This is a genomic window from Mailhella massiliensis, from assembly GCF_900155525.1.
Lineage (GTDB): Bacteria > Desulfobacterota > Desulfovibrionia > Desulfovibrionales > Desulfovibrionaceae > Mailhella > Mailhella massiliensis.
The window spans coordinates 882,834-909,772 of sequence record NZ_LT706951.1 but is presented as its reverse complement, the minus strand read 5'-3'; the positions used below and the strand labels follow the sequence as shown (position 1 = coordinate 909,772).

At 60.4% G+C, this 26,939-nt stretch carries 23 protein-coding genes; 7 read left to right on the top strand and 16 right to left on the bottom strand.

Going from position 1 to position 26,939, the window contains the following annotated elements:
* Window positions 1–160 precede the first annotated feature (160 nt).
* Both CZ345_RS09690 and CZ345_RS09685 read left to right on the top strand, forming a co-directional pair.
* Window positions 161–1,537, top strand: coding sequence for an outer membrane homotrimeric porin (locus CZ345_RS09690; protein ID WP_077072921.1), 1,377 nt, complete (start codon window positions 161–163; stop codon window positions 1,535–1,537).
* Between the two features lie 192 nt (window positions 1,538–1,729).
* The gene (locus CZ345_RS09685) at window positions 1,730–2,446 is read left to right on the top strand and encodes a response regulator transcription factor (RefSeq protein WP_077072920.1); all 717 of its coding nucleotides are present in this window, start codon (window positions 1,730–1,732) and stop codon (window positions 2,444–2,446) included.
* 443 nt (window positions 2,447–2,889) lie between these two features.
* Here the strand turns inward: CZ345_RS09685 and CZ345_RS09675 are convergent, their stop codons facing one another.
* Together CZ345_RS09675 and CZ345_RS09670 are read right to left on the bottom strand one after the other, a co-directional pair.
* Window positions 2,890–4,101, bottom strand: coding sequence for an MFS transporter (locus tag CZ345_RS09675; protein ID WP_162274960.1), 1,212 nt, complete (start codon window positions 4,099–4,101; stop codon window positions 2,890–2,892).
* A gap of 50 nt (window positions 4,102–4,151) precedes the next feature.
* Window positions 4,152–5,228: a TRAP transporter substrate-binding protein gene (locus CZ345_RS09670; protein ID WP_077072917.1), complete on the bottom strand. Its 1,077-nt coding sequence runs from the start codon at window positions 5,226–5,228 to the stop codon at window positions 4,152–4,154.
* Window positions 5,229–6,096: 868 nt separating this feature from the next.
* Between CZ345_RS09670 and CZ345_RS09665 the strand changes: the two genes are divergently transcribed.
* Together CZ345_RS09665 and tnpA are read left to right on the top strand one after the other, a co-directional pair.
* On the top strand, window positions 6,097–6,984 hold the full coding sequence (locus CZ345_RS09665; RefSeq protein WP_077072916.1) for a LysR family transcriptional regulator: 888 nt from the start codon (window positions 6,097–6,099) through the stop codon (window positions 6,982–6,984).
* A gap of 558 nt (window positions 6,985–7,542) precedes the next feature.
* A complete protein-coding gene (gene tnpA / locus CZ345_RS09655) occupies window positions 7,543–8,004 on the top strand; it encodes an IS200/IS605 family transposase (RefSeq protein ID WP_077072914.1) in 462 nt (153 codons plus the stop codon).
* A 107-nt stretch (window positions 8,005–8,111) separates the two neighbouring features.
* Here the strand turns inward: tnpA and CZ345_RS09650 are convergent, their stop codons facing one another.
* From CZ345_RS09650 to CZ345_RS16900, 9 genes are all read right to left on the bottom strand, one after another.
* Entirely contained in the window at window positions 8,112–9,038 is a 927-nt protein-coding gene (locus CZ345_RS09650; RefSeq protein ID WP_077072913.1) for an SPFH domain-containing protein, read from the bottom strand.
* Window positions 9,035–9,457, bottom strand: coding sequence for an NfeD family protein (locus CZ345_RS09645; RefSeq protein WP_077072912.1), 423 nt, complete (start codon window positions 9,455–9,457; stop codon window positions 9,035–9,037). The genes CZ345_RS09650 and CZ345_RS09645 overlap by 4 nt, the downstream gene beginning before the upstream one ends.
* A 567-nt stretch (window positions 9,458–10,024) precedes the next feature.
* A complete protein-coding gene (locus tag CZ345_RS09635) occupies window positions 10,025–10,426 on the bottom strand; it encodes a Ros/MucR family transcriptional regulator (protein ID WP_077072910.1) in 402 nt (133 codons plus the stop codon).
* Window positions 10,427–10,601: 175 nt separating this feature from the next.
* Window positions 10,602–12,218, bottom strand: coding sequence for a protein translocase subunit SecD (gene secD, locus CZ345_RS09630; protein WP_077072909.1), 1,617 nt, complete (start codon window positions 12,216–12,218; stop codon window positions 10,602–10,604).
* A 77-nt stretch (window positions 12,219–12,295) separates the two neighbouring features.
* Window positions 12,296–12,709: a hypothetical protein gene (locus tag CZ345_RS09625; protein WP_144277311.1), complete on the bottom strand. Its 414-nt coding sequence runs from the start codon at window positions 12,707–12,709 to the stop codon at window positions 12,296–12,298.
* A gap of 73 nt (window positions 12,710–12,782) precedes the next feature.
* Complete coding sequence (locus CZ345_RS09620; RefSeq protein WP_077072907.1) at window positions 12,783–13,256, bottom strand: YbaK/EbsC family protein; 474 nt, start codon at window positions 13,254–13,256, stop codon at window positions 12,783–12,785.
* 10 nt (window positions 13,257–13,266) lie between these two features.
* Window positions 13,267–13,692, bottom strand: coding sequence for a hypothetical protein (locus tag CZ345_RS09615; protein ID WP_077072906.1), 426 nt, complete (start codon window positions 13,690–13,692; stop codon window positions 13,267–13,269).
* 158 nt (window positions 13,693–13,850) lie between these two features.
* Complete coding sequence (locus CZ345_RS09610; RefSeq protein WP_077072905.1) at window positions 13,851–15,776, bottom strand: AsmA family protein; 1,926 nt, start codon at window positions 15,774–15,776, stop codon at window positions 13,851–13,853.
* A 550-nt stretch (window positions 15,777–16,326) separates the two neighbouring features.
* The gene (locus CZ345_RS16900) at window positions 16,327–16,464 is read right to left on the bottom strand and encodes a hypothetical protein (RefSeq protein ID WP_154674810.1); all 138 of its coding nucleotides are present in this window, start codon (window positions 16,462–16,464) and stop codon (window positions 16,327–16,329) included.
* Between the two features lie 287 nt (window positions 16,465–16,751).
* Between CZ345_RS16900 and CZ345_RS09605 the strand changes: the two genes are divergently transcribed.
* The 3 genes from CZ345_RS09605 to CZ345_RS16645 all read left to right on the top strand — a co-directional run bounded on the left by CZ345_RS09605 (window position 16,752) and on the right by CZ345_RS16645 (window position 20,345).
* A complete protein-coding gene (locus CZ345_RS09605; protein ID WP_077072904.1) occupies window positions 16,752–16,934 on the top strand; it encodes a FeoB-associated Cys-rich membrane protein in 183 nt (60 codons plus the stop codon).
* Between the two features lie 772 nt (window positions 16,935–17,706).
* Complete coding sequence (gene hslU, locus CZ345_RS09600; RefSeq protein WP_077073036.1) at window positions 17,707–19,023, top strand: ATP-dependent protease ATPase subunit HslU; 1,317 nt, start codon at window positions 17,707–17,709, stop codon at window positions 19,021–19,023.
* 533 nt (window positions 19,024–19,556) lie between these two features.
* Window positions 19,557–20,345 carry an LEM-3-like GIY-YIG domain-containing protein gene (locus CZ345_RS16645; RefSeq protein ID WP_144277310.1) on the top strand — a complete coding sequence of 263 codons (789 nt, stop codon included), beginning with the start codon at window positions 19,557–19,559 and terminating at the stop codon, window positions 20,343–20,345.
* A gap of 226 nt (window positions 20,346–20,571) precedes the next feature.
* On the opposite strand, the gene CZ345_RS09595 is transcribed toward CZ345_RS16645, so the two are convergent.
* From CZ345_RS09595 to CZ345_RS09570, 5 genes are all read right to left on the bottom strand, one after another.
* The gene (locus CZ345_RS09595) at window positions 20,572–21,519 is read right to left on the bottom strand and encodes an ABC transporter substrate-binding protein (RefSeq protein WP_204224257.1); all 948 of its coding nucleotides are present in this window, start codon (window positions 21,517–21,519) and stop codon (window positions 20,572–20,574) included.
* 5 nt (window positions 21,520–21,524) lie between these two features.
* Window positions 21,525–22,223, bottom strand: a complete 699-nt coding sequence (locus CZ345_RS09590; protein ID WP_077072903.1) for an ABC transporter ATP-binding protein — start codon at window positions 22,221–22,223, stop codon at window positions 21,525–21,527.
* Window positions 22,220–22,975 (bottom strand): ABC transporter permease, encoded by a 756-nt coding sequence (locus CZ345_RS09585; protein WP_077072902.1) that lies wholly within the window; start codon window positions 22,973–22,975, stop codon window positions 22,220–22,222. The genes CZ345_RS09590 and CZ345_RS09585 overlap by 4 nt, the downstream gene beginning before the upstream one ends.
* A gap of 1,051 nt (window positions 22,976–24,026) precedes the next feature.
* A complete protein-coding gene (locus CZ345_RS09575) occupies window positions 24,027–24,386 on the bottom strand; it encodes a hypothetical protein (protein ID WP_077072900.1) in 360 nt (119 codons plus the stop codon).
* A 1,005-nt stretch (window positions 24,387–25,391) separates the two neighbouring features.
* Window positions 25,392–26,066: an outer membrane protein gene (locus tag CZ345_RS09570; protein WP_077072899.1), complete on the bottom strand. Its 675-nt coding sequence runs from the start codon at window positions 26,064–26,066 to the stop codon at window positions 25,392–25,394.
* Between the last annotated feature and the right edge of the window lie 873 nt (window positions 26,067–26,939).

Genomic DNA, 26,939 nt, shown 5'->3' with positions numbered 1-26,939 from the left:
TTAAAAATACATCAATAATACCGGAATATTGGAGATGATTTTTAATGGTTTTGTAAGCGATTCCTAAAAAGTTGCTCATCACCCTCTGCGCTAAGGTGACACCGGAAAGGAAGAGGGATCCTTTCCGATTGTCAGAACTTTTTTCAGAGGAATGAACACCATGAAAAAAATTGCCACACTTCTTCTTGCGGCAGGGCTTACCGTTTCGGCGTATGCTCCTGCGTCCGCCGTCGACGTCAAGGTGGACGGCGAATACCTGATCAACTTCATTACGGGCGAACGCGCCGGTACCGGTCAGAATTTCGACAACGCCGGTCAGCGTCTGCGTCTCGGCATGTCGCTCACCGCCAGCGAATACCTGTCCGGCTACTTCCAGGTTCAGACCGGTACCAGCCCCGACAGCACCGGCGTGTATGACTGGGGTTCCGATCCTTCCGGCAACAGCACCGCCATCGGTATGCGTCAGGCCTATGTCGACTGGATGATTCCCCAGACCGGGGTGAAGGTCCGCATGGGTCGTCAGCTCATCGGTCTGCCTGAAGATGCCTTCGGCAAAAACGCGGTCATGCATCCCGGCTGGCAGGGCAGAGACGGTATTTCCGTTTCCGCCCCTGTTGCCGACTGGCTGGATGTTTCCGCCTTCTGGCTGCGCGGCGCCTATGACAGCGAGGGCGACGACGCATTCGGGTACGGCAACGATACCGACCAGTCCAGAAAGTCCGACTTCTTCAGCGTCATGACGAACTTCCGGTTCGACGGCTTCTCCTTCTCTCCCTATGTGATGTACGCCGCGCTGGACAAGTCCAGGGAGAACAAGCTCAGCAACGGCGACTTCATCGGCGACATGGTTCTGGCCGACGGCAATGCCTTCTGGGCGGGTACCAACTTCATCATGAGCCGTTTCGATCCGTTCCGGCTCAAGGTGTCCGGCGCCTACGGCATGATTGCCTACGACACCACCGACGGTATGCTCCCCAACGACAGAAGCGGCTGGTACGTCCAGGCGAAGGCCTCCTATGACACCGACTGGGGCAGGCCCGTTTTCGGCGGCTGGTATGCTTCCGGCGACGACAAGGACGTGCAGTACCTCGGGCAGGACTGGATTCCTTCCTGGGCGGGCCGCTTCCATCCCACCATTGCCTATACCGGCGGCGAATTCGGCCTTTATGACAACAATACCCGCCATTCCATTGCCGGCACCTGGGGCCTGCAGGCCGGCATCGAGAATGTCAGCTTCCTTGAAGGCCTGAGCCATACCTTCACCGTGAGCTGGTTCCAGGGCACCAACGAGGCCGGTAATGCGCTCAGAACGTCCGGGGCGGACATCAACCCCGTGCATTACATGACCTCCCGCGACAATGCCGTGGAATTCAACCTGGCTAGCACCTATAACATCTACAAGAACCTGAGCGCGTGCCTCGAACTTGCCTACATCATCACCGACTATGATGAAGGCGACCATGTGGCCTGGGCCTCCGCCCACGACATCGACAAGGATTCCTGGAGCACGGCTCTGACCTTCAGCTACAAGTTCTAAACGTATTTCGGTGGTAAGCTTTTGTGGGGGGGGCACCTCTCTCCCCCCACATTTTCATATCTTCATGAAATTTATTAGTAATAAATTATAATTTTGAAAGAATATGAAATATAAAAGCAAGATATATAAAGATTATCATTATGATAACATGAGTGATCACGCTCTTTGAAAAATTTTACAAGGAGAAAAGTGATGATAGAAACCCTGAGAAGACAGGTTTCCATTCCGAATCTTAAATTCCTTATCTGCACAGGCAATAGGGAACTTATGTTGAATATTTTTAATTATATGGAGCCTATTGGCTATCATCTCGATAATTGCTCAAACAGTGATGAACTTTTGGAAGCTCTCCTTACATCAAATTATGATGCCCTGATCTTTGACAGCGATATGAAGGACAGGCAGGGTATTCCCTTGTACGGAAGGCTGCGCCTGAACGGCTACAGCGGAATCATATTTCTTATGGCTAAGGAAACTTCATGGGAACACTTTCAATACTATATTGACGGCGGCGCCGACGGGGTCATCTCCGTTCCCATCCACATGCTGGAGTTTGAAGTCAGGCTCCTTGCAGGCATACGCCTGGCGCAGAAGCATTTCTTTTCCACCAGCATATCGTGGGAAGGCATCGAGATAGACATGGAGGCGCATACCGTGACCAGCGAAGGGAAGGAACTCGCGCTTTCCCCCCAGCTGTTCACGCTGCTTTCCTGTCTGATGAAGTCGGCTCCCAGAGTCGTCAGCCATCACGAGCTGAAATCCCGTCTTTACGGCAATACGCCGCCGAACAGCAACGCCTTTCAGGTGGCGATTCATCAGCTGCGCAGAGCGCTTCAGAATATCAACAAGCCCATTCTGAAAACGGTGCCGAAGGTCGGCTTTCGCCTGGACTACATGCCGAGAACCTGACATTTCCTCCGCAAGAGGCCCATGGGCGGAACGGCTGCCGGCCCGGGGCGAGGGCGCATCCCTTCGTTTCCCTTGTCGGGCGCATGGGAACCCGTGGAAAACGCCGCATGAAAAGCCCCGCGCATGACGGGGCGGCCGTTTCCCGCCGCGGCAGGGCGGAGAGGCAACGGTTCCGGCAGACGGAAGGAACGCCGCGTCACGGCAAGGGGGGCCGACGCCGTTTTTCACGGCTTTTCCGGGAAAGCGCGGGGAAATTCCGTCATGCATGAAGCGCCGGGAAAGGCGGGCGCGGCCTTCCCGTACCTTTCGTTTTTTTCCGGGACGCTGCCCGCGCATCCGGGCAGGGAGGAACGGGAAAAGAAGGCTCCGGCCTGCGGCCGGAAGGCGGCTTTGCGGGAAACATGCCCGGTTTTCCGCCGTGTCCGGTCGAGGGGAAGAAGTTTTTATTTCGGGCACGTTTCCGGCAGTCGCAGACTGAGCAGGGCGGCCAGAAGGCCGAGCGCCGCGATGGGCAGGAAGGCGGCGGAGAATCCGGCATGGAGCGAAGCGCCCTGCATGTTTTCCAGAATGAGGCCGGAAAGGTTCTGGAGCAGCGCCCCGGTCATGAACATGCCCGAGGCCATGAGTCCGCCCACCGCGCCCATGGCTTCCGAACCCACGAGCGCGCGGGCTGCGGAATACGCGATGGGGTTGGGCCCGTTGGCCGCAATGCCGATGCCGAGAGATGCGGCGTAAAGCCCCCATACGGGCAGCATGTCTCCGAAAACGATGATGGCGCCGAACGACGCCGCGCCGAGCAGCCCGGCCAGAAGGAAGGTTCTGCGGTGGGAATGCAGCACGCCTTCGCTCAGCCAGGTGACGAAGGGCGCGCCCGCAATATGGCCCGCCGCTCCCATGGCCAGAATATTGCCCGCCTGCGCCGGGGAAAGCCCGTGCGCCTGCTGCAGATACACCCCTCCCCACAGCCCGTGAAACACGAAATACGAGCTTGCCAGAGCAACAAAGAGCAGAAACAGCCGCCACAGCGGCCCGTTTGCGGCAAGGGCGCGCAGATCTTCCTTCAGGCTGCGGGCAGAAGACGCGGAAGCGCCTTCTCTCCCCGGGGGAAAGTTGCGTACCACAAGAAAAAGGGCGGCGGAAAGCGCGGCGGAAGCACAGGCGAGCGCCGCGCAGGAAAAGCGCCAGCCGCACGTCTGGGTAAGCAGCGCGAGCGGCGTGGTGGCCAGAAAGCCGCCCAGCCCCCCGGCGACGAAGAACGCCGTGCACAGGCGCGAGAACATGGAGGGCGCAAACCAGCGCCCGAACAGCACGAACGAGGACACCATCACCCCGGCCATGCCCAGCCCGTTGAGCATTCTGCCCGGCAGGGCCGTGCCCAGCCCCGAGGAGGAGGCGAAAAGAAGCCCGCCCCCTGCCGCCAGCGCAAACTGCAGCCCCATGAGCAGGCGCGGCCCCAGGCGCGAGGAAATCAGCCCGGAAAAGAACTGCATGACCGCATACGCGCACAGGTACACGCAGCTCAGCCTGCCCATGGCTTCCGGCGAAAGGGCAAGGTCTTTCATCACGCCGGGAGCAAGCACCGTAATGGCCGCGTTCTGAATGAACACCAGCATGTACGCCGCGCACAGCGTGCTGAAAAGAAGCGTTTTATACAAAGGAAACATGGCGGAAAAAAAGGGGGCGGATGCCCGCCCCCGGATGGCTGTTACAGGTCGTAGTTGCCGTACTTGCCGGCGCGCAGTTCTTCCATGTGGAACTTGTTTCTTTCCTGCACGAAGGTGAGCACCTTCTGCACGAGTTCCGGCGATTCGTCCTTGCACACCTCGTTCTTCCAGTGGTCGAGGAAGGGCGCGAGCGCCTTCATGAGCGCCGCATGGTCGGCATCGGAAAGTTCATAGAATTCATGCCCCTGCCGGCGCATCCATTCCGCGTCTTCCTTCGCGCCGTCTTCCAGGCTCTTGCCGATGGCAAGCGCCATGTTCACGCCGCCCTTTTCCTTGAGCCAGTTCTGCATGTCCGCGGGCATTTCATCCCACAGCGGCTTGTGAATGCTGATGTTGAAGCCCGTCACGCCCGTGTTCAGCATGAGGTGATACTTCGTGGCTTCCGAAATCTTGAAGGAGCGCACCGGAGCCATGGGGCAGAGCACGCCGTCCGCCATGCCCTTGGAAAGCGCGAGATAGGTGTCGGGAGAAGGCAGACGGATGGGGTTCGCGCCCAGCGCCTTGGCGATTTCAATGGTGACCGCATCCCATACCACCAGCTTGTGACCCTTGAGCTCCGCAAGGCTCTTCACCGGCTTGATGGTGTGCACCTGATAGGTGGCCGATACCCAGGAGGTGAAGCACTGAGAGTTCGGGGGCAGTTCCTTCTGTACTTCGGGGAACGCTTCAATGAGTTCCTGCATCACCACGCTGCCCGTGATGGCGTTGGAGAAGAGGCCCGGAACGTCCACCACCGAAAGCAGGTTCATCTTGCCCGGGAAAAGCGAAGGCCGCACGCGCCCGAAGTCCACACGGCCGTCCGCAACCGCCATGATGCCTTCCGTTTCAGGGAAAAGCTCGTTCGTCGCAAAATAGTCGAAGCTCAGACCGTTCTTGCCCGGAAACGCTTTTTCCGCTTCCGCCATGAAGTCCTTCCACACATATTCCACCGAAGGATGCGAAATCGCATAGCCCCCGTTGAACGAAAGATGCCGGAAGCCCTTCGCTTCCGCATGGGGGCAGACACAGAGCGAAAGCCCGATAAGAGCCGCAGCCAGTCCGGTCATGTGTTTAAGCATACGTCCTCCTTTTTCCACTTGCGGAAAGGCACTCCGCCTTCCCTTGTTCTTTTCGTATCACAGGGAATTATCCCTCTTTCGTCAATCAATAAAATTTGCCCGGGTGTTCAGTGAGGATGTACACTGTCCGCAGGAAAGGCAGGAAAGGCGGGAAAGGCGCCGGGGGGAATGATTCCCCCCGGACCCCCTCGTCCGGCAGGGCGAAAGCGTGGGGGAAGGCAAAGGCTCTCCTCCGGCTCACGGCTTTTTCCGGGAGAATTTCGGGCACGGAAGGGCAGGCCCGGGCAGGCTTCCGCCGCGTCTTCGCGGCACGGCTCCGGCGCGGAGGGCGTGGTTCTCCGCAGTCTGTCCTCTGGGCAGGGCGCGGAAAGCGTTGCCGTACCGTATGGCCGCCGGGCGCGGAAAGGCCTTGCCCGCCTCGTTCGGGCCGCGGTCTCAGTGTGAGCGTGCACTCCGTGCCCGCTCGCGCAGGCCGACTCCGTCCCGGCTTCGCCGGGCCGTCGTGTCAAGGGAAAGGATGTCTGGAGCAGGGGAGCGTTGAACATGGGCCGTTGCTTCATTCTGCTCCCGTTCTGAAAGATAATGTTTTTTCAACGTATCATTCCGTTTTCGTCCGTAAAGAAATAACGCGTTCTTCAACGCTCCGGGGCCCCCGTGCGCTTTCAGGCGTTCGGGCCGGAAGCGCAGGCAGCCGCAGTTCACATGCGGCGTCAAGCGTAACAGCCTCCGTACAAGCCCGCAGTCCGTACCGCAGGTCCAGAGCCGGCGGGCCTTCGCGTCACTCGGGCGACGTTTTGACCTTCGGCCTCAAATCCGGCATACTGAAGCATTGCCGTGCGGGCGCATCGCCCGGGGCGGGGCTGAAACCATGAACGATATCAACGTAAGTCTTATTCAATATCTGCGGCCTTTCTACTATGTGGCCGAAACCCGGAGCATACGCCGCGCAGCCGCCATACTCTGCCTTACCCCTTCGGCCGTGAGCCAGCAGATACAGAAGCTGGAAGAGGAACTGGGGATGCCCCTGTTCGAGCGCAAGGCGGGGCGGTCCCTGCGCCTGCTTCCCGCCGGGCGTTTTCTCCACTCGCGCATTCCGGCGCTGGGCAATACGCTTTTCACCATCTGCTGCGAACTGAAAAATTTTCAGGAAAAAAGGGAGGTGCTGCGGCTCGGCGCGCTGGCGCTTCTGCAGTCGCCGGTGCTCAAGGCCATAGCGCGGCACGGCGCCGCTCTGCCGGGACTGGATTTTTCCCTGCATTTTGAAGGCGCGCCCGCGCTCTGCCACGCCCTGCTTTCCGGCGAACTGGACTGCGCCATGGTCTTTCATGAGCACATACTCCCTACGCTGGAGGAAATACCGCTCTTTTCCTCCCCGCTGGTGCTGGTGGCGCATCCTTCTCTGGTGCGGCATCTGGGGCCGCAGCCTTCTCTGGAACAGCTTTTTTCCCTGCCCATGATCTACATTACCGGCACCAGCGGCCTTGCGGAGCTGGATGCCTATGCGGGCATTCCCCTCACCGGGCCGGTGCGCGTGCATGTGGCAAGCCCCGTGGCTGCGCTGGAAGCCGTGCGCCTCGGACTCGGCGCGGCCATTGTGTGCGTCCATGCCCTGCCGGACGACATGGTCGACCTGCAGAGGTTCGACCTCGGCCCCATGCTCCCCCGGCGCAGGGTGGTGCTGGCCCTTGCGCCGCAGCATCCCCTTGCCGAAAAGCAGCGGGAATTTCTGGAACTTCTGAAAAAGGAATGGGCCTGAACCATGGCGCTGCGCCGCGCAGCCGGACAAGACGGCCCAGCGGAAAAGCTGACGCAGGGCCTGTGTTGCCGTGTGCCCGCGGTACAAAGGCATACCGCTTTTCCGTTGCTGCCCGGCCTGGCAGGAAAGAACCTTTTCTCAACGCTCGGCGCCCCGGCGTTTTTCAGGCGGCCGGGCCGCGCAGCCTCCATGGACCTGCGCGCAGCCGGGGCCGAATCGTGCAGGCCCCGCATACGGGCGGCGTGTCCGGCGCAAAAGGCCTTGCGCGTCTCCCGCGAGGGCAGGGGGAACCGGGCCTTCGCGTCATCCGCGCCTGCGGGGGGCCGTCATGAGGAAGGGACGAAGAGCGTGGACGGGAGTTCCCTTCCGGTAAAAAACGCCTCTGCCGTCGTGTCATGCCGCCTTCGATGACGAAGGCGGCGCTTTTTTAAGATTGAAAACTCCCCGCTATGCGGGGAGTTCCAAAAAGGCGAAGCCTTTACATAAGTTAAAAAAGGGGTTCCTTTGTGAGATAACCAGTTGTCTCGACTCGAAATCTATACACAAAGGAACCCAATAATGAATGACCAGAGTTTAAACCATACCCGTTGGAGCTGCAAGTATCACATTGTTTTCGCTCCGAAATTCAGACGCAAGCTGGTATACGGAAGGTATCGCAGAACGATCGGCGAAATTCTGAGAAAACTGTGTGAATACAAAGGAATAGAGATAGTGGAAGCAAATGCGTGTGTGGACCATATTCATATGTGCGTCAAGATTCCGCCCAGGTATAGCGTGGCGCAGATCATGGGGTATTTGAAAGGGAAGAGTTCCCTGATGATATTCGAGAGTTTTCCGCATCTGCGCTACAAGTTCGGCAATCGCCATTTCTGGTGTACCGGTTATTTTGTCAGCACGGTGGGAGTAAATGAGGCGACCATCATCAAATATGTGAGGGAGCAGGAAGAACGAGACAAAATAACAGACCAGTATAGCCTGGTAGAACGGCCCGTCAGCTCGTTTACGAGCAGCAGGAAATAACTCTTCGGCAAGAGTCGAGACAGAGCCCTCTTAAGAGGGCAGCCGGGTAACAGACCCTTATAGGGTCAAATCAAACCGCCCCTTGAAGGGGCGGTCCTGACTTCTGCCTATTTCTGCGCCTTGACGATGTTCAGCGCGGAGGAAACGAGCGAGGCCATATTCCCCATATCGGCCGGAACGATGAGGGTGTTGCCCTGCTTGGCCACGTTGGAGAAGGCTTCCACATACTTTTCCGCCACCTGAAGGTTCACGGCGCTCATGCCGCCTTCTTCGGCAAGGGCCGCGGCCACCATGCGTATGGCCTCGGCCTGGGCGGCGGCCACGGCCTCGATGGAGCGCGCCTCGCCTTCGGCGCGGTTGATGGCGGACTGCTTTTCGCCTTCCGACTGGGCGATGAGCGCGGCCCGCTGGCCTTCCGCCAGGTTGATGGCCTCCTGCTTTCTGCCTTCGGAAGCGGCGATGAGGGCGCGCTTTTCCCGTTCCGCCGTAATCTGCTGCTGCATGGCGCGCAGGATTTCCGCCGGGGGCGTCAGGTCCTTGATTTCATAGCGCAGCACCTTCACGCCCCAGTTGCGGGCCGCCTCGTCGATGGCGCGCACCACCTGGCTGTTGATTTCCTCGCGTTCCTCAAAGGTCTTGTCCAGTTCCATCTGCCCGATGACGGAACGCAGCGAGGTCTGGGCAAGCTGGGAAATGGCCTGCACATAGTTGGACGTGCCGTAGCTGGCCAGCTTCGGGTCCGTTACCTGAAAATACAGAAGCCCGTCCACCGTAAGCTGGGTATTATCCTTGGTGATGCACACCTGCGCTTCCGTATCCAGCGGGATTTCCTTTAAAGAATGCCTGTAGGCCACCCGGTCGACGAGGGGAATGATGAAGTTCAGCCCCGGTTCCAGCACGCTGTGGAATTTGCCGAGCCGCTCCACGATCCAGCCCTGCTGCTGCGGCACCACCCGGACGGCCAGAGCCAGAAACACCAGCGCAAGCACGCCGAGAAGGATGGTGAAGTACGGAAGGTAGATGGTGTCCGTCATGAGTTCTCCCCAGATTCGGGTTCAAGAATGAGTGTGGTGGAATCGAACCCCGCAATGCGGAAACGGCCGGGAAGCGCTTCGTGGCCGTCCTTCAGCACCGCGTCCCACAGGGTTCCCCGGTATTTCACCCGGGCGCGGCCGTTTTCCCATGCCTCCACGGACACGCTGCGCCCTACGTCCAGGCTGTTGTCTTTAATGGCGGCGGCCTTGCGGCGCCTGTTCCGCAGGGCGAGCGCAAGGCACGATGCGGTGGAGACGGCGGCAAGAAGGACCGTCTGCCACAGGGCGCCCGGAACGACCGGCGCGGCAAGGGCCGTGACCGCGGCCGAAAGCGCGAGGGCAAGGCAGAACAGCGTGCCCGTGGCAAGTTCGATGATCAGAAAAACAACGGCTGCGGAAGCCCAGAAAAGAGGGGACATGACGCCTTCCTTGCTTTCGGTTCTCTCTTTTCTTGTAAAAGGCAGGGACAGGTTTTGTCAATTTTCGGGGAAATGCCGTGCGTCCTGCCGCAGGCGGGCCGTTTTTCCTCCATGGCCGGAACCGCCGCGCCGGAAGAAGGCGATGCCGTATTCCGCCGCGCCGGGGCGGAGGGAACGTGCCGGCTGTACGGAAGGTTCCGTCCGGCTTTTTCGCGCCGCAGCCGCTTCTTGCCGTGCCCGGCGGCCCCGCGGGAGCCGGGCGCATGTTCCCCATGCCGCTGCGGAAAAGAGGGCGCGCTTCTGCCGCCAAGGGCCGGACTGCGCCGGAAAAAAGCGCAGGGAGGACGGCGTTTGAGATGGCCGGGGAAACCGGGGCGGAAAGGGCGCTTCATGCAGCCCTCTGCCTGGTTCCGCCGGGGATTGCCGGAAGGTGCGCCGGGCGAAGGCCGGACCGCGGGCCTTATGCCGCCGCTGCCCCGCGCCGGGCAAAAAAATACGCCGGGACCGCCCCTTCCGGGGACGGCGCACCGGCGAACACGCGGGAGGCGGGTTCCCCCGCATGGAAATTTACGCTTCGGCCTGGGGCGCGTGGCGCTTTTCCCAGAGCTTCATGTCCTTCATCTTCTTGCGGCGCACGCGCTGAATGCTCTTGCACACCAGCGGCACGCCGCTCTTGATGCCCCACTTTCTGCGGTAGGAATCGGCGTCGAGGCCGTGCTGGGCGAGGTGCTTCTTGGTGATGAGCTTGAAGGACTTGCCGCATTCCAGGCAGGTGATGCTTTTTTCCCTGATGGAACGGGCGGGCGCGGGGGCGGCGTCTTCTTCGTTTTCCGCGCTCTGGCCTTCGCTCAGGCTTTTCAGGCTTGCGGACAGGGCGCGGATCATGGCAACGATTTCCTCTTCCTGCATGACGCGCACGGAAGACTGGGCTTTGACGAGTTCGATTGCCTGCTTCAGGTAATCATCCATAAGACATCCTCCGGGGGGTGAGCGGCGTGCGCCGCCGGCGTTTTTGTATGGTTGAACCGTCCTGCGGGCGGGGCGGGTTCTGCGGCTTTTGGTGCGGGCGACCCGGTGGAGAGAATCCCGGGCCGCCCTTTGTCCGTAACTCCGTGCCTTTTCCCGAAAGGCACGGTTGCGGGGCCTATCGGGAAGCCCCGGCAATATGGGGATGAAGGCCGCACTTTGCGGCGTTGTTCTTCCTGATCCAGATATCGAAGAGCAGCTGGGAAACGAAGATGGCCGTGAACATGGATGCCAGTATGCCCAGCGCCAGCGTGACGGCGAAACCCCGCACCGGCCCCGTACCGAACTGATAGAGTACGGCCGCGGTGAGCAGCGTGGTGAGGTTGGAATCGAGAATGGAGCTGCGCGCTTCCCTGAAGCCCGCCTCTATGGCGCGCGCCATGGACAGGCCGCGGCCGATCTCCTCGCGGATGCGCTCGAAAATGAGCACGTTGGCATCCACCGACATGCCTATGGTGAGCACCACGCCCGCAATGCCCGGCAGCGTGAGCGTGGCCCCGAACAGGCCGAGCCCGGCAAAGAGCAGGCTGATGGTGAACACCAGCATGGCGTTGGCCATAAGCCCGGAAAGCCCGTAGGTGAGCTGCATCACCAGCATGACGCCGAGCGAACCCACCGCCCCGGCCACGAGGCCCGCGCGTATGGAATCGGCCCCGAGGGAAGGACCCACGGTGCGTTCCTCCAGAACGGAAACCTTGGCGGGCAGGGAGCCGGAACGCAGCACCACGGCCAGATCCTGCGCCTCTTCGGTGCTGAAGGAACCGGTGATGGTGGCCTTGCCGCCGCTTATTTTCTGCTGGATCACGGGTGCGCTCTGCACCACGCCGTCGAGCACGATGGCGAACTGCTGATGGATGAGTTCGCCGGTGATGCGCTCGAACTGCTCCGCGCCCCGCGCGCTGAACTGAATGGAAACGCATGGCTGATTGCGTTCATCGAAGGCGGGGCGGGCGTCGACGATGTCCTGACCGGAGAGCAGGGGAGCGCGGTCGAGGATGACGCCGCTGGAAAGATCCCGGGAGACGGAGGCGTGCCGCGAGAGCGTGCCCGTGGCCAGCGGATACCACGCCGTTCCCGCGGGCATGGCTGTGCCCGGGGCGACGTCGTGGCGGACGCGGTGGAAGGTGAGCTGGGCCGTACGGCCGATGAGCTGAAGAGCCCGGGAGGTGTCGGTGACGCCGGGCAGCTGTATCTGGATCTGATCGTCGCCCTGGAGGCGGATGTCGGGTTCCGCCACGCCGAAGGCGTCGATGCGCCCGCGAAGCGTGCGTATGGTCTGGTCCATGATGCGCTCGCGGAGCTGTTTTTCCCATTCGGGGCGGAAACTGACGAGGATTTTTTCCCCGGATCCGGACGAGATGACGGAACCGACCGCCATCTGTCCGAATCGGTCGCGCAGCAGGTTGGAGAGTTGTTCGATTCCCTCGTGTTTGAGCGGCACGAATTCCAGCGTTCGACCGTCGGCATGACGGAGGAGGCGGGTCCTTATTCCCGCATCGTTAGCGCTGGAACGGATATCCTGCCCCAGAAGGGACAAAGATTGGGAAACGGCCTGATCGACATCTGCACCGAGCGTGAGATGAATGCCTCCCCGAAGGTCGAGTCCGAGATGAATGGGCGAGGGCAGCCATGCCGCCTTTTCGGGAAGCGAAGGAAGAATATTGACGGATATGCAGGCGACGCAGAGAAAAGCCGCCAGCAACGTGACGCAGCAGCGCCAGCGCAGGGAACGCATAAGAAAACCTCACAGAACGGACGTGCGGAAACAGGCCTTGCCGCCGCGGGGGGCGGCGCAGGTACGGAAACCGGAGATCAGACGTTCCGAGAGGCGGGAGGGGCGAGAGAATACCAGTGAATGAGCCCGTGAGACTCGGGCGGGAAGGTGCGCGCGGCAAAACATTCCTCCGCGCAGAGGAAGAATTCGGGCAGCGGAGGCACCGAAGGCAGGACGGCCGGAGAATCGGCGTCGTCGGGATCGGAGAAGGTGTTCTGCTGGCGTTTGCCGGGAGAACGGAGCGATGTGCCTTCCGTATCGGAGAAGGTCTTCAGCTGGGAAACGGGATTGCTGATGCCGCTTATGGCCAGCGTGAGCGAGGCGACCCGGAAGCTTTCCAGCTCGTGGTTCTTTTCCCCGGCCGGAGCGTGGGCGGGCATGAGAAGGGCGCAACAGACCATCAGGAGCAGAATCCTGATGGCGAGAGAGACTCTGACGGTTGCGCTGTTCATCATGTTTTGCCTTTCGACAGCTTGACTATGACCTCTTCACCCACTTTGTCAAGAGCCGTTCCCCAAAAAAAATTCAGCGCCAGTCCCTGCACACGTCCACCCACGCGAGCGCGCCGGAATATTCCTCAAGCTCCCCGGGCGTGAGTTCTATGCTGCTTGTGGAACTGCCGCAGGCCGGAAACACGGTGGAAAAGCGGCGCAGCGACTCGTCGAGATACACGTCCACCCCTTCCGGCACGCCGAAGGGGCACACCCCGCCCACGGCATGGCCGGTGCGTTCCTCCACCTCTTCGGCGGGAACCATCTTCACCTTCTTCACGCCGAAGCGCTTTTTGAAGGCGGAACTGTCCACCCGGGCGTCGCCGGCGGCCACCAGCAGAATGGTGCGTTCGCCGTTCAGGAAGGAGAGGGTTTTGGCGATGCGGCACGCTTCGGTGCCCAGCGCCTCGGCCGCAAGTTCCACCGTGGCGCTCGAATGTTCGTGCACGCACACGTCGTTTTCCCTGCCCCAGGCGGCAAGATGCCGTTTCGCGCGTTCCAGAGACATGGCCTTCCCCCTACAGATTGAGCATCATGTGCCACGAGGCGAGAATCATGGCGGCGTAGGCAACGGCCGAAACCGCGCCCGCTGCGGCGAAAAGACCGGCAAGGTCGGCCCACGCCTTTTTCCCCGTGAAGTTTGCGCGGCTGCGCCACAGGCCGAGGCAGGCCACCGCCCCGTAGAGGAGCGAAAGCGCCGCCCACAGGAAGAAGATGGAGGAACCGTACCAGGTGTGCGGATCGAGCAGCGGGAAGACAAGGCGGCTGAAGATGAGATGCGCCACCAGAGGAATGGAAATGCAGCATATCCAGAACGTGATCGTGAGGGAGTATTCCCCGCGCATCACGCGGAGGATGAGGTTGCTCCTGCCGTCCTTTTTCGGCCCTGCGGCGGCGAACAGCTCCGCCGCGCGCCTGCCCGCGCCTTTTTTTGCCAGTGCCATGTGTTCTCCCGAGCGTTTGCCCACGCGGGGCGGGCAACGCCGCGGCGTGGTTGTTCGTGCAGGCTTCCTGCGGAAGCTCCGCGCAGAATGTTGCCCGTTCCGGGCTTCGTGTCAAAGGAAAAATGCGCCTTTTCCGCGCGGTGCCGTGTTTTCGGCGTTTACCGGCCCAGAATGTCCCGCACCTGTCTGGAGAAGCTGAGGTCGAGCTCTATGGCCCGGGGGGAAAGGGTGCGGTTCTGTTCCCCGCCTTCCAGCGAGTATTTCGGATCGCGCAGGTCGCCTTCCAGCCGCACGGGCAGGGCGGAGGTGCCCGCCACCTGCACGGAGCCTTCCGCCTTTACCGTTTTCTGCACGAGATCCACCGTGCCGGAACCGGAAAGGGAAAGCCTGGCCGCATCCAGCGTAAGCCTGTCGACGGAGAAGATGCCGTCCTTGGAAACGAAGGAAAGGAAGAACCTGTCGAAGCGGTTGGTGGAAAGAATGCTCGACGCCAGCGGAATATCCGCAGGCAGAATGCTGAAGGCCGTTTCCACCTGCGAGGAGGTGATGCTGCCCTTGCCGCTCAGGGAGGGCAGGCCCCGCGACGTGGTGAAGGTGAGCGATGCGTTGATGGCCCCGTTGCCCTTGAGCAGGGGCTTTTCCGCAAGGCTCAGGGCAATGTCTTCAAGGTTGGCCTGCGGCACGCTGAAATTGATGGACAGGCGGGAGGAAAGGGGCGTGCTCGGCAGCATGACCGTTTTCATGGAAGCCGTGACCGGGCTGCCCGCCAGAATGCCCGACAGGGGGTTGAATTCGTACGAACCGTTCTGCCCGGCGAGGCGCGCGTGCACGTTTTCCAGATGCACGCGGTTCCAGCGCACATGTTCGGCCGAAAGCTGGAGATTCACGCGGGGCCAGCGGGTGAAGTCGCGGCTTTCCAGCTTTTTGGGCGTGCTGCCGTGGTTTTCGCTCTTGTAGTCGTCGAGATCAAGGTCGCCGAGGGAAAGTTCCCCGCTGATGACGAAGGGCGCGGGCGTGATGCTCAGCCTGCCGGAGAAGGTGAGGTCGTCGGCATTGCCCTGTATGCTCGTCATGCGGAGCCTGCCTTCCGACCAGCGCATTTCCGCCGCAAGGGCGCAGTCGCTGAAAATGCTGTGGTCCGCAAACGGCAGGGGATGCTTCAGAATTTCGCCGATGCGCTGGGGGTCGCCTTCCACATCCACCTTGAGCGTGGCGTCGCCCTGCACGGGGTCGCTGTACATGCGCGCCAGAGAGGCGATGCTGCCCGAGGCCGTGGCCGAAAGATCCGGCCCCTGGAAATGCAGCTGCGAAAGGGTGAGCGCGTCGCTGTCGAACCCGTATTCCAGCTTGCCGGAAAGGGAGAGATACTCGCGGAACGACACCCCCATGCCCGGAGTGAGCATGGCCTTTTCTATGGAGAAGGAGGCCTTTTCCTTGTTGAGCAGGGCCGAGCACTGCAGCTCCACCCCCGCATGGAAGGCGGGAGAGGTGCCGTCGATGTTCGTCTGAAGGTTGAAGTTGGTGGGCGTGCCCGGATGCACGTTGCTTGCGTTGAGGCTGAGCGGCGCGATGGTGAACGAGGAACCGTCGGGCTGGATGAAGCATATCCGGCCCTGATTGATGCGGATGTTGTCCGGCGCGATGCGCAGGGCGTGCAGGATGGTCTGGATGAGTTCGTCGAAGTCGCGCCGGTGTTCCACGCCCGCGGGAATGCCTTCCATGTATTCGCGCACCGGCTTTTTCAGCTTCATGGTGACGTCGAGGTCGTCCACGGAAAAGTGCTTGATGCTGAACTTGCCGGTGAACAGCGCGTGGGAGGAAATCATGACCGACGCGCGGCTGAAGCTGAAGCTGAGCGAACCGTCGGGGCTTTTCCAGGAGCTTGCGCCGAGTTCCAGCCCGCGGTTGGGGAACAGCGTGAGCGTGGGCGGCGTTTCGGAAACAAGGGGGGCGCCGGTGCTCGTTTCCACATAGGCGTTGAACTTGTCGATGATGATGTCGCTGTTGGTGACGATGAGGCCGATGAGACCCCCGCCTGTGACGAGGACAAGAAGAACAAGGACAATAAGTATCTTACGCAGCATCTGGCTATCCGGCGAACTGGGTGTTGGTCTACACTATACGCATTTTACGGCATGGGCAAGCCCCCGTGCAAAGGCCGCTTCTGCTCCGCGCAGGCGGGAAACATGTGCGGGTAGTTTGAAGAAGGAGGGGCGGCCCTGCTTCGCGAGCGGGGGACATGCAGCAGGGCCGGAAGTTGCCGTATCCGGCGTTCTGCTCCGCGTATTGCGGAGACCTTCTGCCGGAAGGGGGCGGTCAACGCTTCTGTGGGTGCGAGGGGCGCGGGGCATGGCGGCCATGTTCAGCCGGTGCTTCCCCACCCCCGCAATGGGGAGAGGGGCGGCATGCAGGGTGCGCCGGGGGAGGGGGAAGGGAGCTTCGGAGGTGCGGCATGGTATGGGGGGGCCCTGCTTCTGCCGCGGAGCAGAACGGAGAGTGCTTCCTCATGGAGAGGAGAAAGTCCTCCTGCCTGAAAGAGGGAAGGTTTCCGTCCGAAAAGGCATGTTTTCTGCGTGCGATGGATGGGGCGGAGTCTCACCGCATATGTAGCAGAAAATCGGTCTTTTCCATGCATTAGCTGTGGAGAAGGCGGCTTTTTCTGCGCGCAGGGGGCATCACGGCTTCTGCATGGGGAGGCGCGAGGGCGCGGGGCATGGCGACCATGTTCAGCCGGTGCTTCCCCACCCCCGCAATGGGGAGAGCGTGCGGCATGCAGGGTGCGCCGGGGGAGGGAAGGGGAGCCGTGCGGAGAGGGAACCGCGCAGGCGGGGAAAGAAGGATTCTCCCGCGCGGAAGGGGAGGCGTTTCAGGTGCGGAGGCGGCCGGAACGCGCGGAGCGCTGGGGGAGAAGGGGGCTGCGCCCGCACGGCGGGGGGAAGAGGGGCTCGGCGGCGCGGCATGAGAAAAAAATACTTGAAAATGATTTTCATTCTTGCTAACGTATGTTCACGCGGAAAAGGGCATGGCCCCGCCGCGACTCGCCAGAAGGAGATAATGCCATGCAGACGGCTGTTGTTTTTGTGATTCTTGCCCTTGCGGGGGTATATCTTTTCTTCCGTTTCCGCCGTTCCGTTTCGGGCGGGGGCTGCGGATGCGGTTGCGGCAACTGTTCCTGCGCGAAGAAGGGCGGCTGCGCCACCCACGGCGTGCCGCTGGAAACGCACATGCAAAAGCATGACTGACGCGCGGCGTTTCCTCTGTCTGCGGGCCGGGGACGAAGAAGCGCGCGGAACGCTCCGCCCGGGCGAAGCCCCTCCTGCGGGAAAACGCTGCGGGCCTGCGGCATGGGGCGGAAAAGCGCCGCACCTGCCTTGCGGTTTTTGGGAGGATTCTGTGGTCTCCCCTCGGGCAACGGCCCGTTTTTTCCGAAGCGCACGGCTCGGGGAGGCAACGGAGGGCCCGGCGGAAGGGAAGGGGGCGGCCTGGGTTCCCGGCCCGCGTCATGAGGCCGGAGCCCCGGGAGCGGATACGTTCCTGTGTACCCGGAGCGCATCCTTCAGGCGCTGCGGCAACGTTGAGAGGTCCTTGCTGCACGGCGGGCGAAAAGGGGGCGTGAAGCGGATGCCCCGAACCATGCGGAAGGGCGGGGAACGCGCTTTTTTTACCTTCGGGCCGGGAACGGCGGCGGAAAGGGAGGTATCGGCCCGACCTCTGCCCCGGCGGCCTCCGCGGCCGGAACTTCCATTCCCCCTCTCTTTCTTTTTCTCTCTCATTTTCCTTTGCCGGCTCTGCCTGCCGGGCAAGGCGCGGGAAGCTCGCGGCCCTGCCGCGGAAGAGGGGTCGGGAGGCCTCGGCGGCAGGGCTGCCGGAGGCGTTCCGCCGGGGCAGCGCGGCGCGGGCCGGGCTTTTTCTGCCTTCTTCCGGCTCTTTCCCGCGCTTTTTTCCGAAAGAGAGGGCGGGGGCACTTCCCTTTTTCAGAATCGGGCCTATGTTCTGAAAAAAAGGAGTTTGCCCATGAACACGCTGACACCCCGGCAGATTGTTGCCGAGCTGGATAAATATATAGTCGGTCAGGAACAGGCCAAGCGCATGGTGGCCGTGGCGGTACGCAACCGCTGGCGGCGTCAGCAGCTTGATCCTTCCATGCGCGACGAAATAGCCCCCAAGAACATCATTCTCATGGGGCCCACGGGCGTGGGGAAAACGGAGATAGCCCGCCGCCTGGCAAAGCTCACGGGCGCGCCCTTCATCAAGGTGGAGGCCACCAAGTACACGGAAGTGGGCTATGTGGGCCGCGACGTGGAATCCATGATCCGCGACCTCATGGAAATAGGCATCAAGCTGGTGCGCGATGAGGAAGGCCAGAGAGTGGCGGCCAGAGCCGAAGCGCAGGCCGAAGAGCGGCTGCTCGATCTGCTTCTGCCCGGCAGCGGCATGGAATCCGGCCGCGAAGCCACGCGCGAAAAGCTGCGCAATCTCTGGAAGCTCGGCCACCTGGACGACCACGAGGTGGAAGTGGAAGTGACCGAACAGGCCCCGCAGATGGACATGTTCGCCATGCCCGGCATGGACAACTCTCTGGGCAGCCAGATGAAGAGCATGATGAGCCGCTTCATGCCGCCCAAAACGCAGAAAAAGCGCATGAAAACCCGCGCCGCCTACGATATTCTCGTGCAGCAGGCGCGCGATTCCATGCTCGATGAGGAACGCATTGTGGAAGTGGCCCGCGAAAGGGTGGAACAGAGCGGCATCGTCTTCATCGACGAAATCGACAAGATCGCCAGCTCCGCCGCCCAGCAGCGTTCTTCCGACATTTCCCGCGAGGGCGTGCAGCGCGACCTCTTGCCCGTGGTGGAAGGCTGCGTGGTCAATACCAAGCACGGCATGATCCACACCGATCATATTCTCTTCATCGCCGCGGGCGCCTTCCATTTCAGCAAGCCTTCCGACCTCATTCCCGAACTGCAGGGCCGCTTCCCCCTGCGCGTGGAGCTTCAGGCCCTCGGCAGCAAGGAATTCTACCGCATCCTTACCGAGCCCCATAACTCCCTGCAGAAGCAGTACGCCGCCCTGCTTTCCACCGAAAACGTCACCCTCCACTTCTCCGACGAGGGGCTCCGGGAAATCGCTTCCTTTGCCGAGGAAACCAATGCCCGCAGCGAAAACATCGGCGCGCGCAGGCTCTACACCATTCTTGAGAAAATCCTTGCCGATATCTCCTTCGAGGCTCCCGACAGGGCGGGGCAGCATATCGTCATCGACAAGGCCTATGTCTCCGAACACCTCGAAGACGTGAGAAACGACGTCGACCTGCAGCAGTTCATCCTGTAACGCGCAGGGAGCGGAGAAAAACGCAGAAAAAGAACGGGGAAAGACGCGGGGCGCAGCCCCGCACCCCGCCGTGGAGAGATATCCCCGCGCATCGGAAAAGTTCCCCCGTATCCATCAGGGCGGAAGTCGTGAGGAGGACGAAAATCCTCCTTCGACTCTCCGCCTTTTTTTGCGCCGGGAAACATGTTCCGCCGTGGGGGCGCAGTTTCCGTGCTGGCTCGTCCTGTCCACACTTTTCACGTTGGCCGTCTGTTTTCCGGCCTTTGCCGGAGCGTTGTGTATGAGCGGGGAGAATAGAAGTAGTTCTATTTTAATAACAAGAGGTTATTCTTTATTTTTTAGTAATTATATATTTTTTACTGTTACCAATTTACTTTTTTTATAATTTTGATATCTTATATACATAATATATGTATTTTTGTTTTTTAAATTTTATGACGAGAATAATGAAAAGAAAAATATTCATATGATAAAAAAGAAAATTTTTTTAGTTAACATATTGTATAGAAGTGAACTTTATAAAGGAGATGTGTATGAGATTTCCAACGAAGGAGAAGGTTGTCGAGGATGGATATTTTTTTTCAAAAGATGTGTGTGAAAAATTAAAATATTATGTATATGCTTATTATGACAGTAAAGATAATGGTGTACCATTTTATATAGGAAAGGGAAAGGGTAATCGTTGTTTTCAGCATCTTTATGATAAAGAATCAACTAATGGTCTAAAAGTTGAGAAAATAAAAGAGATTTACTGTAGAAATGAGTATCCTACCATCGAAATTCTTAGGCACGGAATGGAAAGTGAACAGGAAGCTCTAACCGCTGAAGCATTGGCAATAGATCTTATAGGAAAAGAAAATTTAACAAACTTACAAAGTGGTCATGGAGCAAAAAAATTTGGTAGACATGGTATAGATGTGATAAAAGAGAAGCTTTCAGATAATAAAGAGATAGATATAAGCGATCTTCCAAAAAATAGTTTAATTATAAAAATACAAAAATCTTATAAAGAAGGGATGAGTTTGCAGGAGTTATATGATATTACAAGATCATGTTGGAGAATAAATCCTAATGATAAGGAAATAAAATATGTTTTTTCTGTATATAATGGTGTTATAAAACAAGTTTTTATACCAGTTGTATGGATTCCTGGTAATAGTACCATTAGGGAATTTACAAAAGTAACAGATGTTCAAAAGATAGATCCCGACAGATGGGAATTTGTCGGGCGAGTGGCCCATGAAAAGCAAAACCTTATAGGTAAAAGAATCACTTTGACGAGAGGAGCTCAGAATCCTTGTTGTTATACGGTTTTTGAATGAGCGTAGAAGTATAGGGGAGTTTTTTACTGCCTTGGTAAGTATATCGGAACAGGGCCGCCGACCGGAGCACCGGACGGCGACCCTGTAGATGTCGGGCAGGGAAATTCTCCCTCATAAGAGCGGAGGCGCTCTTTCCTGTCAGAAGCTTGAGGAAGGAGAAAGGAGGGGAAGGAGGAGAACCCCTTGACAGAAGGGCTTCCTCCTCCTCCCCCCGCATCAGACACGTTTACTTCTGCTCCATGGCGGAATCGAGAATGAAGGAGCGCGAATCCACGCGCTTTCTGGCCATGCCGTTTTCGATGAGGAAGGTCATATCTTCATCGAGGCTTTTGATATCGTCTTCATTGAGGCGCTTGTTGTAGTGAGACCAGGCGTAGAGGCGTTCGGCGTCGGCTTCGGAGATGCCCTGTTCCCTGGCGCCGAGGGCGATGGCTTCCTTATGGTTGTTCATCACCCAGTCGTAGGCTTCGTCCTGAGCGGCGACCACGACTTTAACGAGTTCCGGCTTTTCGTCGATGAATTTCTTGCCGGCGCACATGGCGAGCTTGGGCGTGACGAGGCCCGTGGCCGTGGCGATGATGGGCTTGCCCGCCTGTTCGGCCTTGACGAGCGCGCCTGCGGCGATGAGGGCGGCGTCCACCTTGCCGGACATGAGGGCCGCAAAGCTCTGGGGAATGCCCATCTGCACGAACTTCACGTCGTTTATGCTCATGCCTTCCCTGGCAAGGCCCGCCACGAGAAGCTGGTGCAGCACCGTGCCCTTGGGCCCGGCAATGGTTTTACCCTTGAGTTCCTTGAAGGTTTTCGCGCCGTTTTCCTGACCTGCCAGCCCGAACACGTCCGTGGGGCGGGAAGCGCCGGCAATGATGAACACGGGGTTGCCTTCGGCATTGGCCATCTGCACCGAGGTGGTGTTCAGCACGCCGCCCACGTCCAGAGAACCGGAAGCCATGGCCGTGGCCTGCTGCGCGCCGGAATCGATGTCGTGCCATTTCACGGTGATTCCCATGGGTTCGAGCTTCTTTTCCAGTATGCCGTTCGCCTTCATGGCCATCATGGGCAGGTTGAAGGGCGATTTCACATAGCTGATGTTCAGCACGCCGTCTTCGGCGAAGGCGGGCGCGGCAAAAAGGGAAAGGGCAAGGGAAAGCATAAGGACGCGGGGCATCTTCATAATAATTACTCCTTAGTATTCAGATGCTTGAGAATGTTCTGGCGGATGAGTTCCCGCCGTTCGGGGCCTGGTGTTTCGGAAATGTCGAAGCTTTCGCGGATTTCGCCCCCGGCCATGACCAGAATGCGGTCCGCCACGCGCAGGGCTTCTTCCATATCGTGGGTGACGAGCAGGCAGAGCGCGCGGCGCATGAGCCTTTTGAGCATGATCTGCAGTTTTTCGCGCGTGATGGCGTCCAGCGAGGCGAAGGGTTCGTCCATGAGCAGAATGCGCGGAGAACGCAGCAGCGCCCTTGCCACCCCCACGCGCTGGGCCATGCCGCCGGAAAGCTCCCGCGGCATGGCGGAAACGAGGTCGGCGGAAAGTTCCACCATGGCAAGCGCCTTTTCCATGCGCTGCGCCGCGTCCGGGCAGGAGGGCGGCAGCGCAAGGCGCAGGTTTTCCCCCACCGTGAGCCAGGGCAGAAGACGCGGGTCCTGAAAGACCATGGCGCATTCCTCGGGAGAAACGAAAATGCGCCCCGCATCCGCTTTTTCCAGCCCGGCGGCCACGCGCAGCAGCGTGGACTTGCCGCAGCCCGAAGAGCCCAGCAGGCAGGTGATGCCCGAAGGCGCAAGAGAAAGCGTGGCTCCGCGCAGCACCTCGCGCGGGCCGAACGCCTTGTGAACCCCTTCAAGAAGCGGCAGACTGCGCGGCGTGTTCATGCGGCAAGCTCGGGAAAACGCCGCGAAAGCAGCGCGGAAACAAGGAAGGAAAAGGCCGCGTCGAACAGCCAGCCCAGAAGACCGATGACGAGAATTCCCACAATGACTTCGTCCGCCCGCTGCATCTGCTCCGCATCCATGATCATGTACCCCAGCCCGCTGCCTGCCGCAATCAGCTCCGCCGCAATCAGCGCGCGCCAGCTGTACCCGAAGCTCAGCCGCAGCCCCGTGACGATGGAAGGCGTTGCCGCCGGAAGCAGAAAGAAAAGCGCCGTACGCATCCGCGAAAGCCCGAGACTCGCCGCCAGCTCCCGGAACGGCGCTTCCAGGCGGTTCAGGCCCGCCCGCGTGTTCAGATACATGGGAAAAAACGACGCCAGAACAATAATCGCAATCTGCGTCGCGTCCCCTATGCCCAGCCAGAGGATGAGCAGCGGCGTCAGCGCCAGAGGCGGCGTCATGCGTAAAAACGAAAGGCTCCCCTGAAGGCATTCGTCAAGCGTTTTCCAGCGTGAAAGCACCCCCGCCGCCGTAAACGCCAGAACCATGCTCAGCCCGAACCCCGCCGCAATCCGCGAAAGCGAGGCCCCGATGTGCGAAAACAGCGCCCCGTTCCCCGCCATGAAAAGCCCCGTTTCCAGTACCTGCGACGGCGAAGGCAGAAGATACGGCGATACCATGCCCGTTGCGGCCGAAAACTGCCACAGGCACAGCAGAAGAAAGGGAAAAAGCAGAGGCTTGACGATACGCATGCGCCGGATTCTAGGCTCCTGCGGCCCCTCTGTCCATACTGTGAAAAAAGCCCCTTGCCTGCCGGAAAAGGGCAGCGGGGCAGGAAAGGCAGGAAGAAAGGAAAGGCAGGAAGAGAGGAAAGGCAGGCGGGGCGCCGCCCCGCACCCCGCCGGGGGAGATAATCTCCCCCGAACCCCCGTATTCGGCAGGGCCGCCGTGGGAGGGGAGGCGGAAGCCTTCCTTCGACTCGCGGCCGGAGGGCGTGGCTGGAGGATGATGCGGGAGAGGTTCCGCCGCCTCGCTTTGATGCGTTTTGCGCAAGGTTGCCCGCCCGGAAATGCGTTCTCTTCGCCGCAGGGGGCGTGGGAGCGCTTCGTCTGCCGCGTTCGGGCTGCTTTCTCCGTGTGAGCGTGTCCTTCGGACCCGCTCACGCAGGCCGACCGTTTCCCGGCTGCGCCGGGCAACGGGTCAGAGGAAGGAGAGGAAAAGAGCATGAGGCTTAAACAGGCCTTGCTTTATTCTGCCCCCGCTTTTCAATGACGCCGTCGCAACTGCGTTTCGTTTCCCCATGGCGAACGGGCAGAATAGATTCAACGCCTTATTTCGTCTTGTTTGACAAAGGCGGGAGCTTTCTCCGCGTGCAGCCCTGCCGCTGCCGGAAAACGAAGTCTTTTTCTGGGGCTTGTTCCGCCTTCGTTTGCGGAAATCAAGGCGTTTCTCAACGCTCAGGGGCCCCCGGCCGGCCTTCGGGCAGCCGGGCCGCGAGGGCCGCGCAGGCGGAATTCACTTCCGCCGTAAGCAAGGCCCGAGTCGTGCAGGCGTTGTGTACTGTACAGTGTGTCTGGAGCAGACGGACCCCGGCGTTGCCCGGGCGATGGTGTCGCCCCCGGCCGGCCTTCAGGCGGCCGGGCCGGTGGGCATAAGCAGCCGGGATTCACTCCCGGCGTTAAACGCTATGCCCACCGTGCAGGCCCCGTACACTGTACAGCGTGTCCAGAGCTGACGGGCCTTTGTGCCACGCGGGCGAAGGAAAAGCTGGGCAGCGTAAGAGCAAAGGCAAGGCGCACCCTGCTAAAATACCTTGGAAAGCAGGCTTATTATCTGGGAAAATATGCGTACCAGCGCGAGGCGGAGCGGCGTTGCTGTTTTTTCCGGCAGGGCCGTCATCGCATAGGCAAAGCCCAGGTAAAGAATCATGCCCAGCAGAAAAGCGCCGAGAAAGACGCGCAGCATGAACCTGGTTGAGCTTGCCTTGCCCTGAAAGCGCCGGATGTAATCCGCCAGTACGGAGAGCGCGAACGCGGCCGCGGCAATGTATGCCGCCTGCATCAGAGAATCTCGAAGCGGGGGAAGAATCCCCGTATGGCTTGCGTGCCAGAAAATCAGCGCCAGAACGGCAAGAAAAATGCCAGTGATGATTTTTCCCCGCATGAGAAGGCTCCTTGGCTGCCCCGGCGTTGTGCAGCTTTTTTTGGTGCGCCGTACGGCCGTCATTCCGGCAGGCGGAACGTGCGTGCAGGCCATGATGCGGAGTGTACGGCATATTTCCCCTTCCCACAACGGTGCGGAGATACGGCCGTAAGCGTGCGATACGCGAAACAGGCGATGGCAATATCCTGCCTTGCCGGGGAGTACCATACAAGAGGGAGGGAAAGAGCGGGACGATGGGCGGTTGCCGTACTCCACCTTGTTTGACAAAGGCGGGAGCCTGCTCAGCGTTCGGTCCTGCCGCTGCCGGAAAGCGAAGTCTTTTTTTTTTGCGTTTTATTCCGCCTTCGTTTGCGGAAATCAAGGCCCGAGTCATGCATGTTCTGTGTACTGTACAGCGTGCCTGGAGCAGACGGGCCTTGGCGTCACCCGGGCGATGGTGTCGCCTCCCCGGTTTGCGAAGGATGGCCTTATATCAGCGCACGGGGGTCCCCGGCCGGCCTTCAGGCGGCCGGGCCGCGAGGGCCGCGCAGGCGGAATTCACTTCCGCCGTGAGCAAGGCCCGAGTCGTGCAGGCCCCGCACACTGTACAGCGTGTCCAGAGCTGACGGGCCTTTGTGCCACGCGGGCGAAGGAAAGGTCACAGGCGGAATTCACTTCCGCCGTGAGCAAGGCCCGAGTCGTGCAGGCCTCGCACCCTGTACAGTGTGTCCAGAGCAGACGGGCCTTTGTGCCGCCCGGGCGAAGGAAAGGTCACAGGCGGAATTCACTTCCGCCGTAAGCAAGGCCCGAGTCGTGCAGGCGTTGTGTACAGTACAGCGTGTCTGGAGCAGACGGGCCCCGGCGTTGCCCGGGCGATGGTGTCGCCCCCGGCCGGCCTTCGGGCGGCCGGGCCGGTGGGCATAAGCAGCCGGGATTCACTCCCGGCGTTGAACGCCATGCCCACCGTGCAGGCCCCGCACCCTGTACAGCGTGTCCCGTATAAAAGGAGCCCGGCGTCACCCGGACTTAAAAGGTCACTCTCAGGCCCATCATGAACTGATGGACGTAGTTGTCCTTGGAATTCAGGCGCATGTCGCGGGCGATGCCGGAAACATTGCCGTTGTCCATGGTGAGGAAGCGGTAGCCGATGTCGGCGGACACGTTTTCCGTAAAGGCATAGGAGCAGCCGAGGCCTATCTGTCCGGCAAACACCGTGTCCGTATCGCTGTTGGAGCCTACAAGGTCGGCCATCAGGCGGGAATGGTCCACATGGCCTTCCGTCTTGAGAAAGGCCATGCCCAGGCCGCCGCCGATGTAGGGCGTGAAGCCGTTCCAGGTGGTGATGTCCCAGTACACGTTGGCAAGCAGCGTCTGAAGGCCGATTTTGGCGTGCACGGCATGGTCGCCTTCACCCGAGGTTTTGGAAATGCTGCCGTAGGCCCCGTATTCCAGTTCCGCACGCACGGGCACGTCGAACATGGGGGCGAAATCGTAACCCAGGGCCAGCGCGCCGCCGGCGCGTGCCGCGGTTTTGGAATCGGAACCGAGTTTTTCCCCGAGGTAGGAAAGTTCCGCCTTGGAATGCTGAACATTCAGCACGAACTTGGGGGCGACGTACACGCCTGCAAGGTCGGCGGCAGAGGCCGTGCCGGGCAGCATGAGGCAGGCCGCCGCAAGAAGTATGCCGATTCGCTTGAACATGAGTTTTCTCCTTGGCTGAAGGGTCTCTGGCCGGGCGTTTTGTCCGGCCCCGCGCGGACTGCCCGCGCCTCGCGTCCCGCGTAACCGGGGCCGCTTTCCTTCTTTTTAACCCGGCTGCGGCAGCCTGCCATGATTATCATGGCTCCCCCGCGCCGGTACCGTAGGGGCAAAAAGCGCCAGAGGCGCGCCTTCCTGAGAAAGCCGTGCCTGTGCCGCGCAGGAGAAGGCCGTCATAGAGCCGGACAGCGGGGAATGTTGCTGATGGCGGACACGGCCGGGAGCTTTCCGCCGGGCCTTCCTTCCCCGGCGTCGGGAACAGGGAAAAGGTCGCTCCGTGGGAAGGGAAGAGGCGCGGCAGGTCCGGGGCCGCTCGTGCTGCGGACAGGCAGGGCGCACCATGCGCGCCTGCGGAGGGCAGGGAGTGTTCAGGCCGGAAAGAAACGGGGCAAGGCCGCGTGCGGGGCCTTGCGCGGGAACAGTTCCCGCAGCCCCCGCCCGAAACGGCACGGCGGAAACGGAAGAACGATATGCCGCCGCAAGGGCAGAACCACAAAAAAGCAGCCTGCCCTGCATGACATCCTTGCTGGCGGGCCGCCGGGCATGCCCTTTTTCGCAACAGCGCGGGCCTGCCGTACCCGCGGCGGAGAGCGGCGGGAGCGACGCGCCGTTGCAAAGAAGGCAGGATGCGCTTGCCGGGCTTTGCGCGACAGGGCAAGGAGCGATGCCGCTCCCTTTTCGGGGAAAATGCGGAGCCTGGCGCGGCCTCTTTGCGGGAGAGCAGAGGCGAGGGCGAAGGGGTGCGAAGGATGCCGGGCAACCGCGCGGACGAAAGGCGGGCGAAAGCGCAGAGGCACGGGAGAGCCCTGCAGGCGA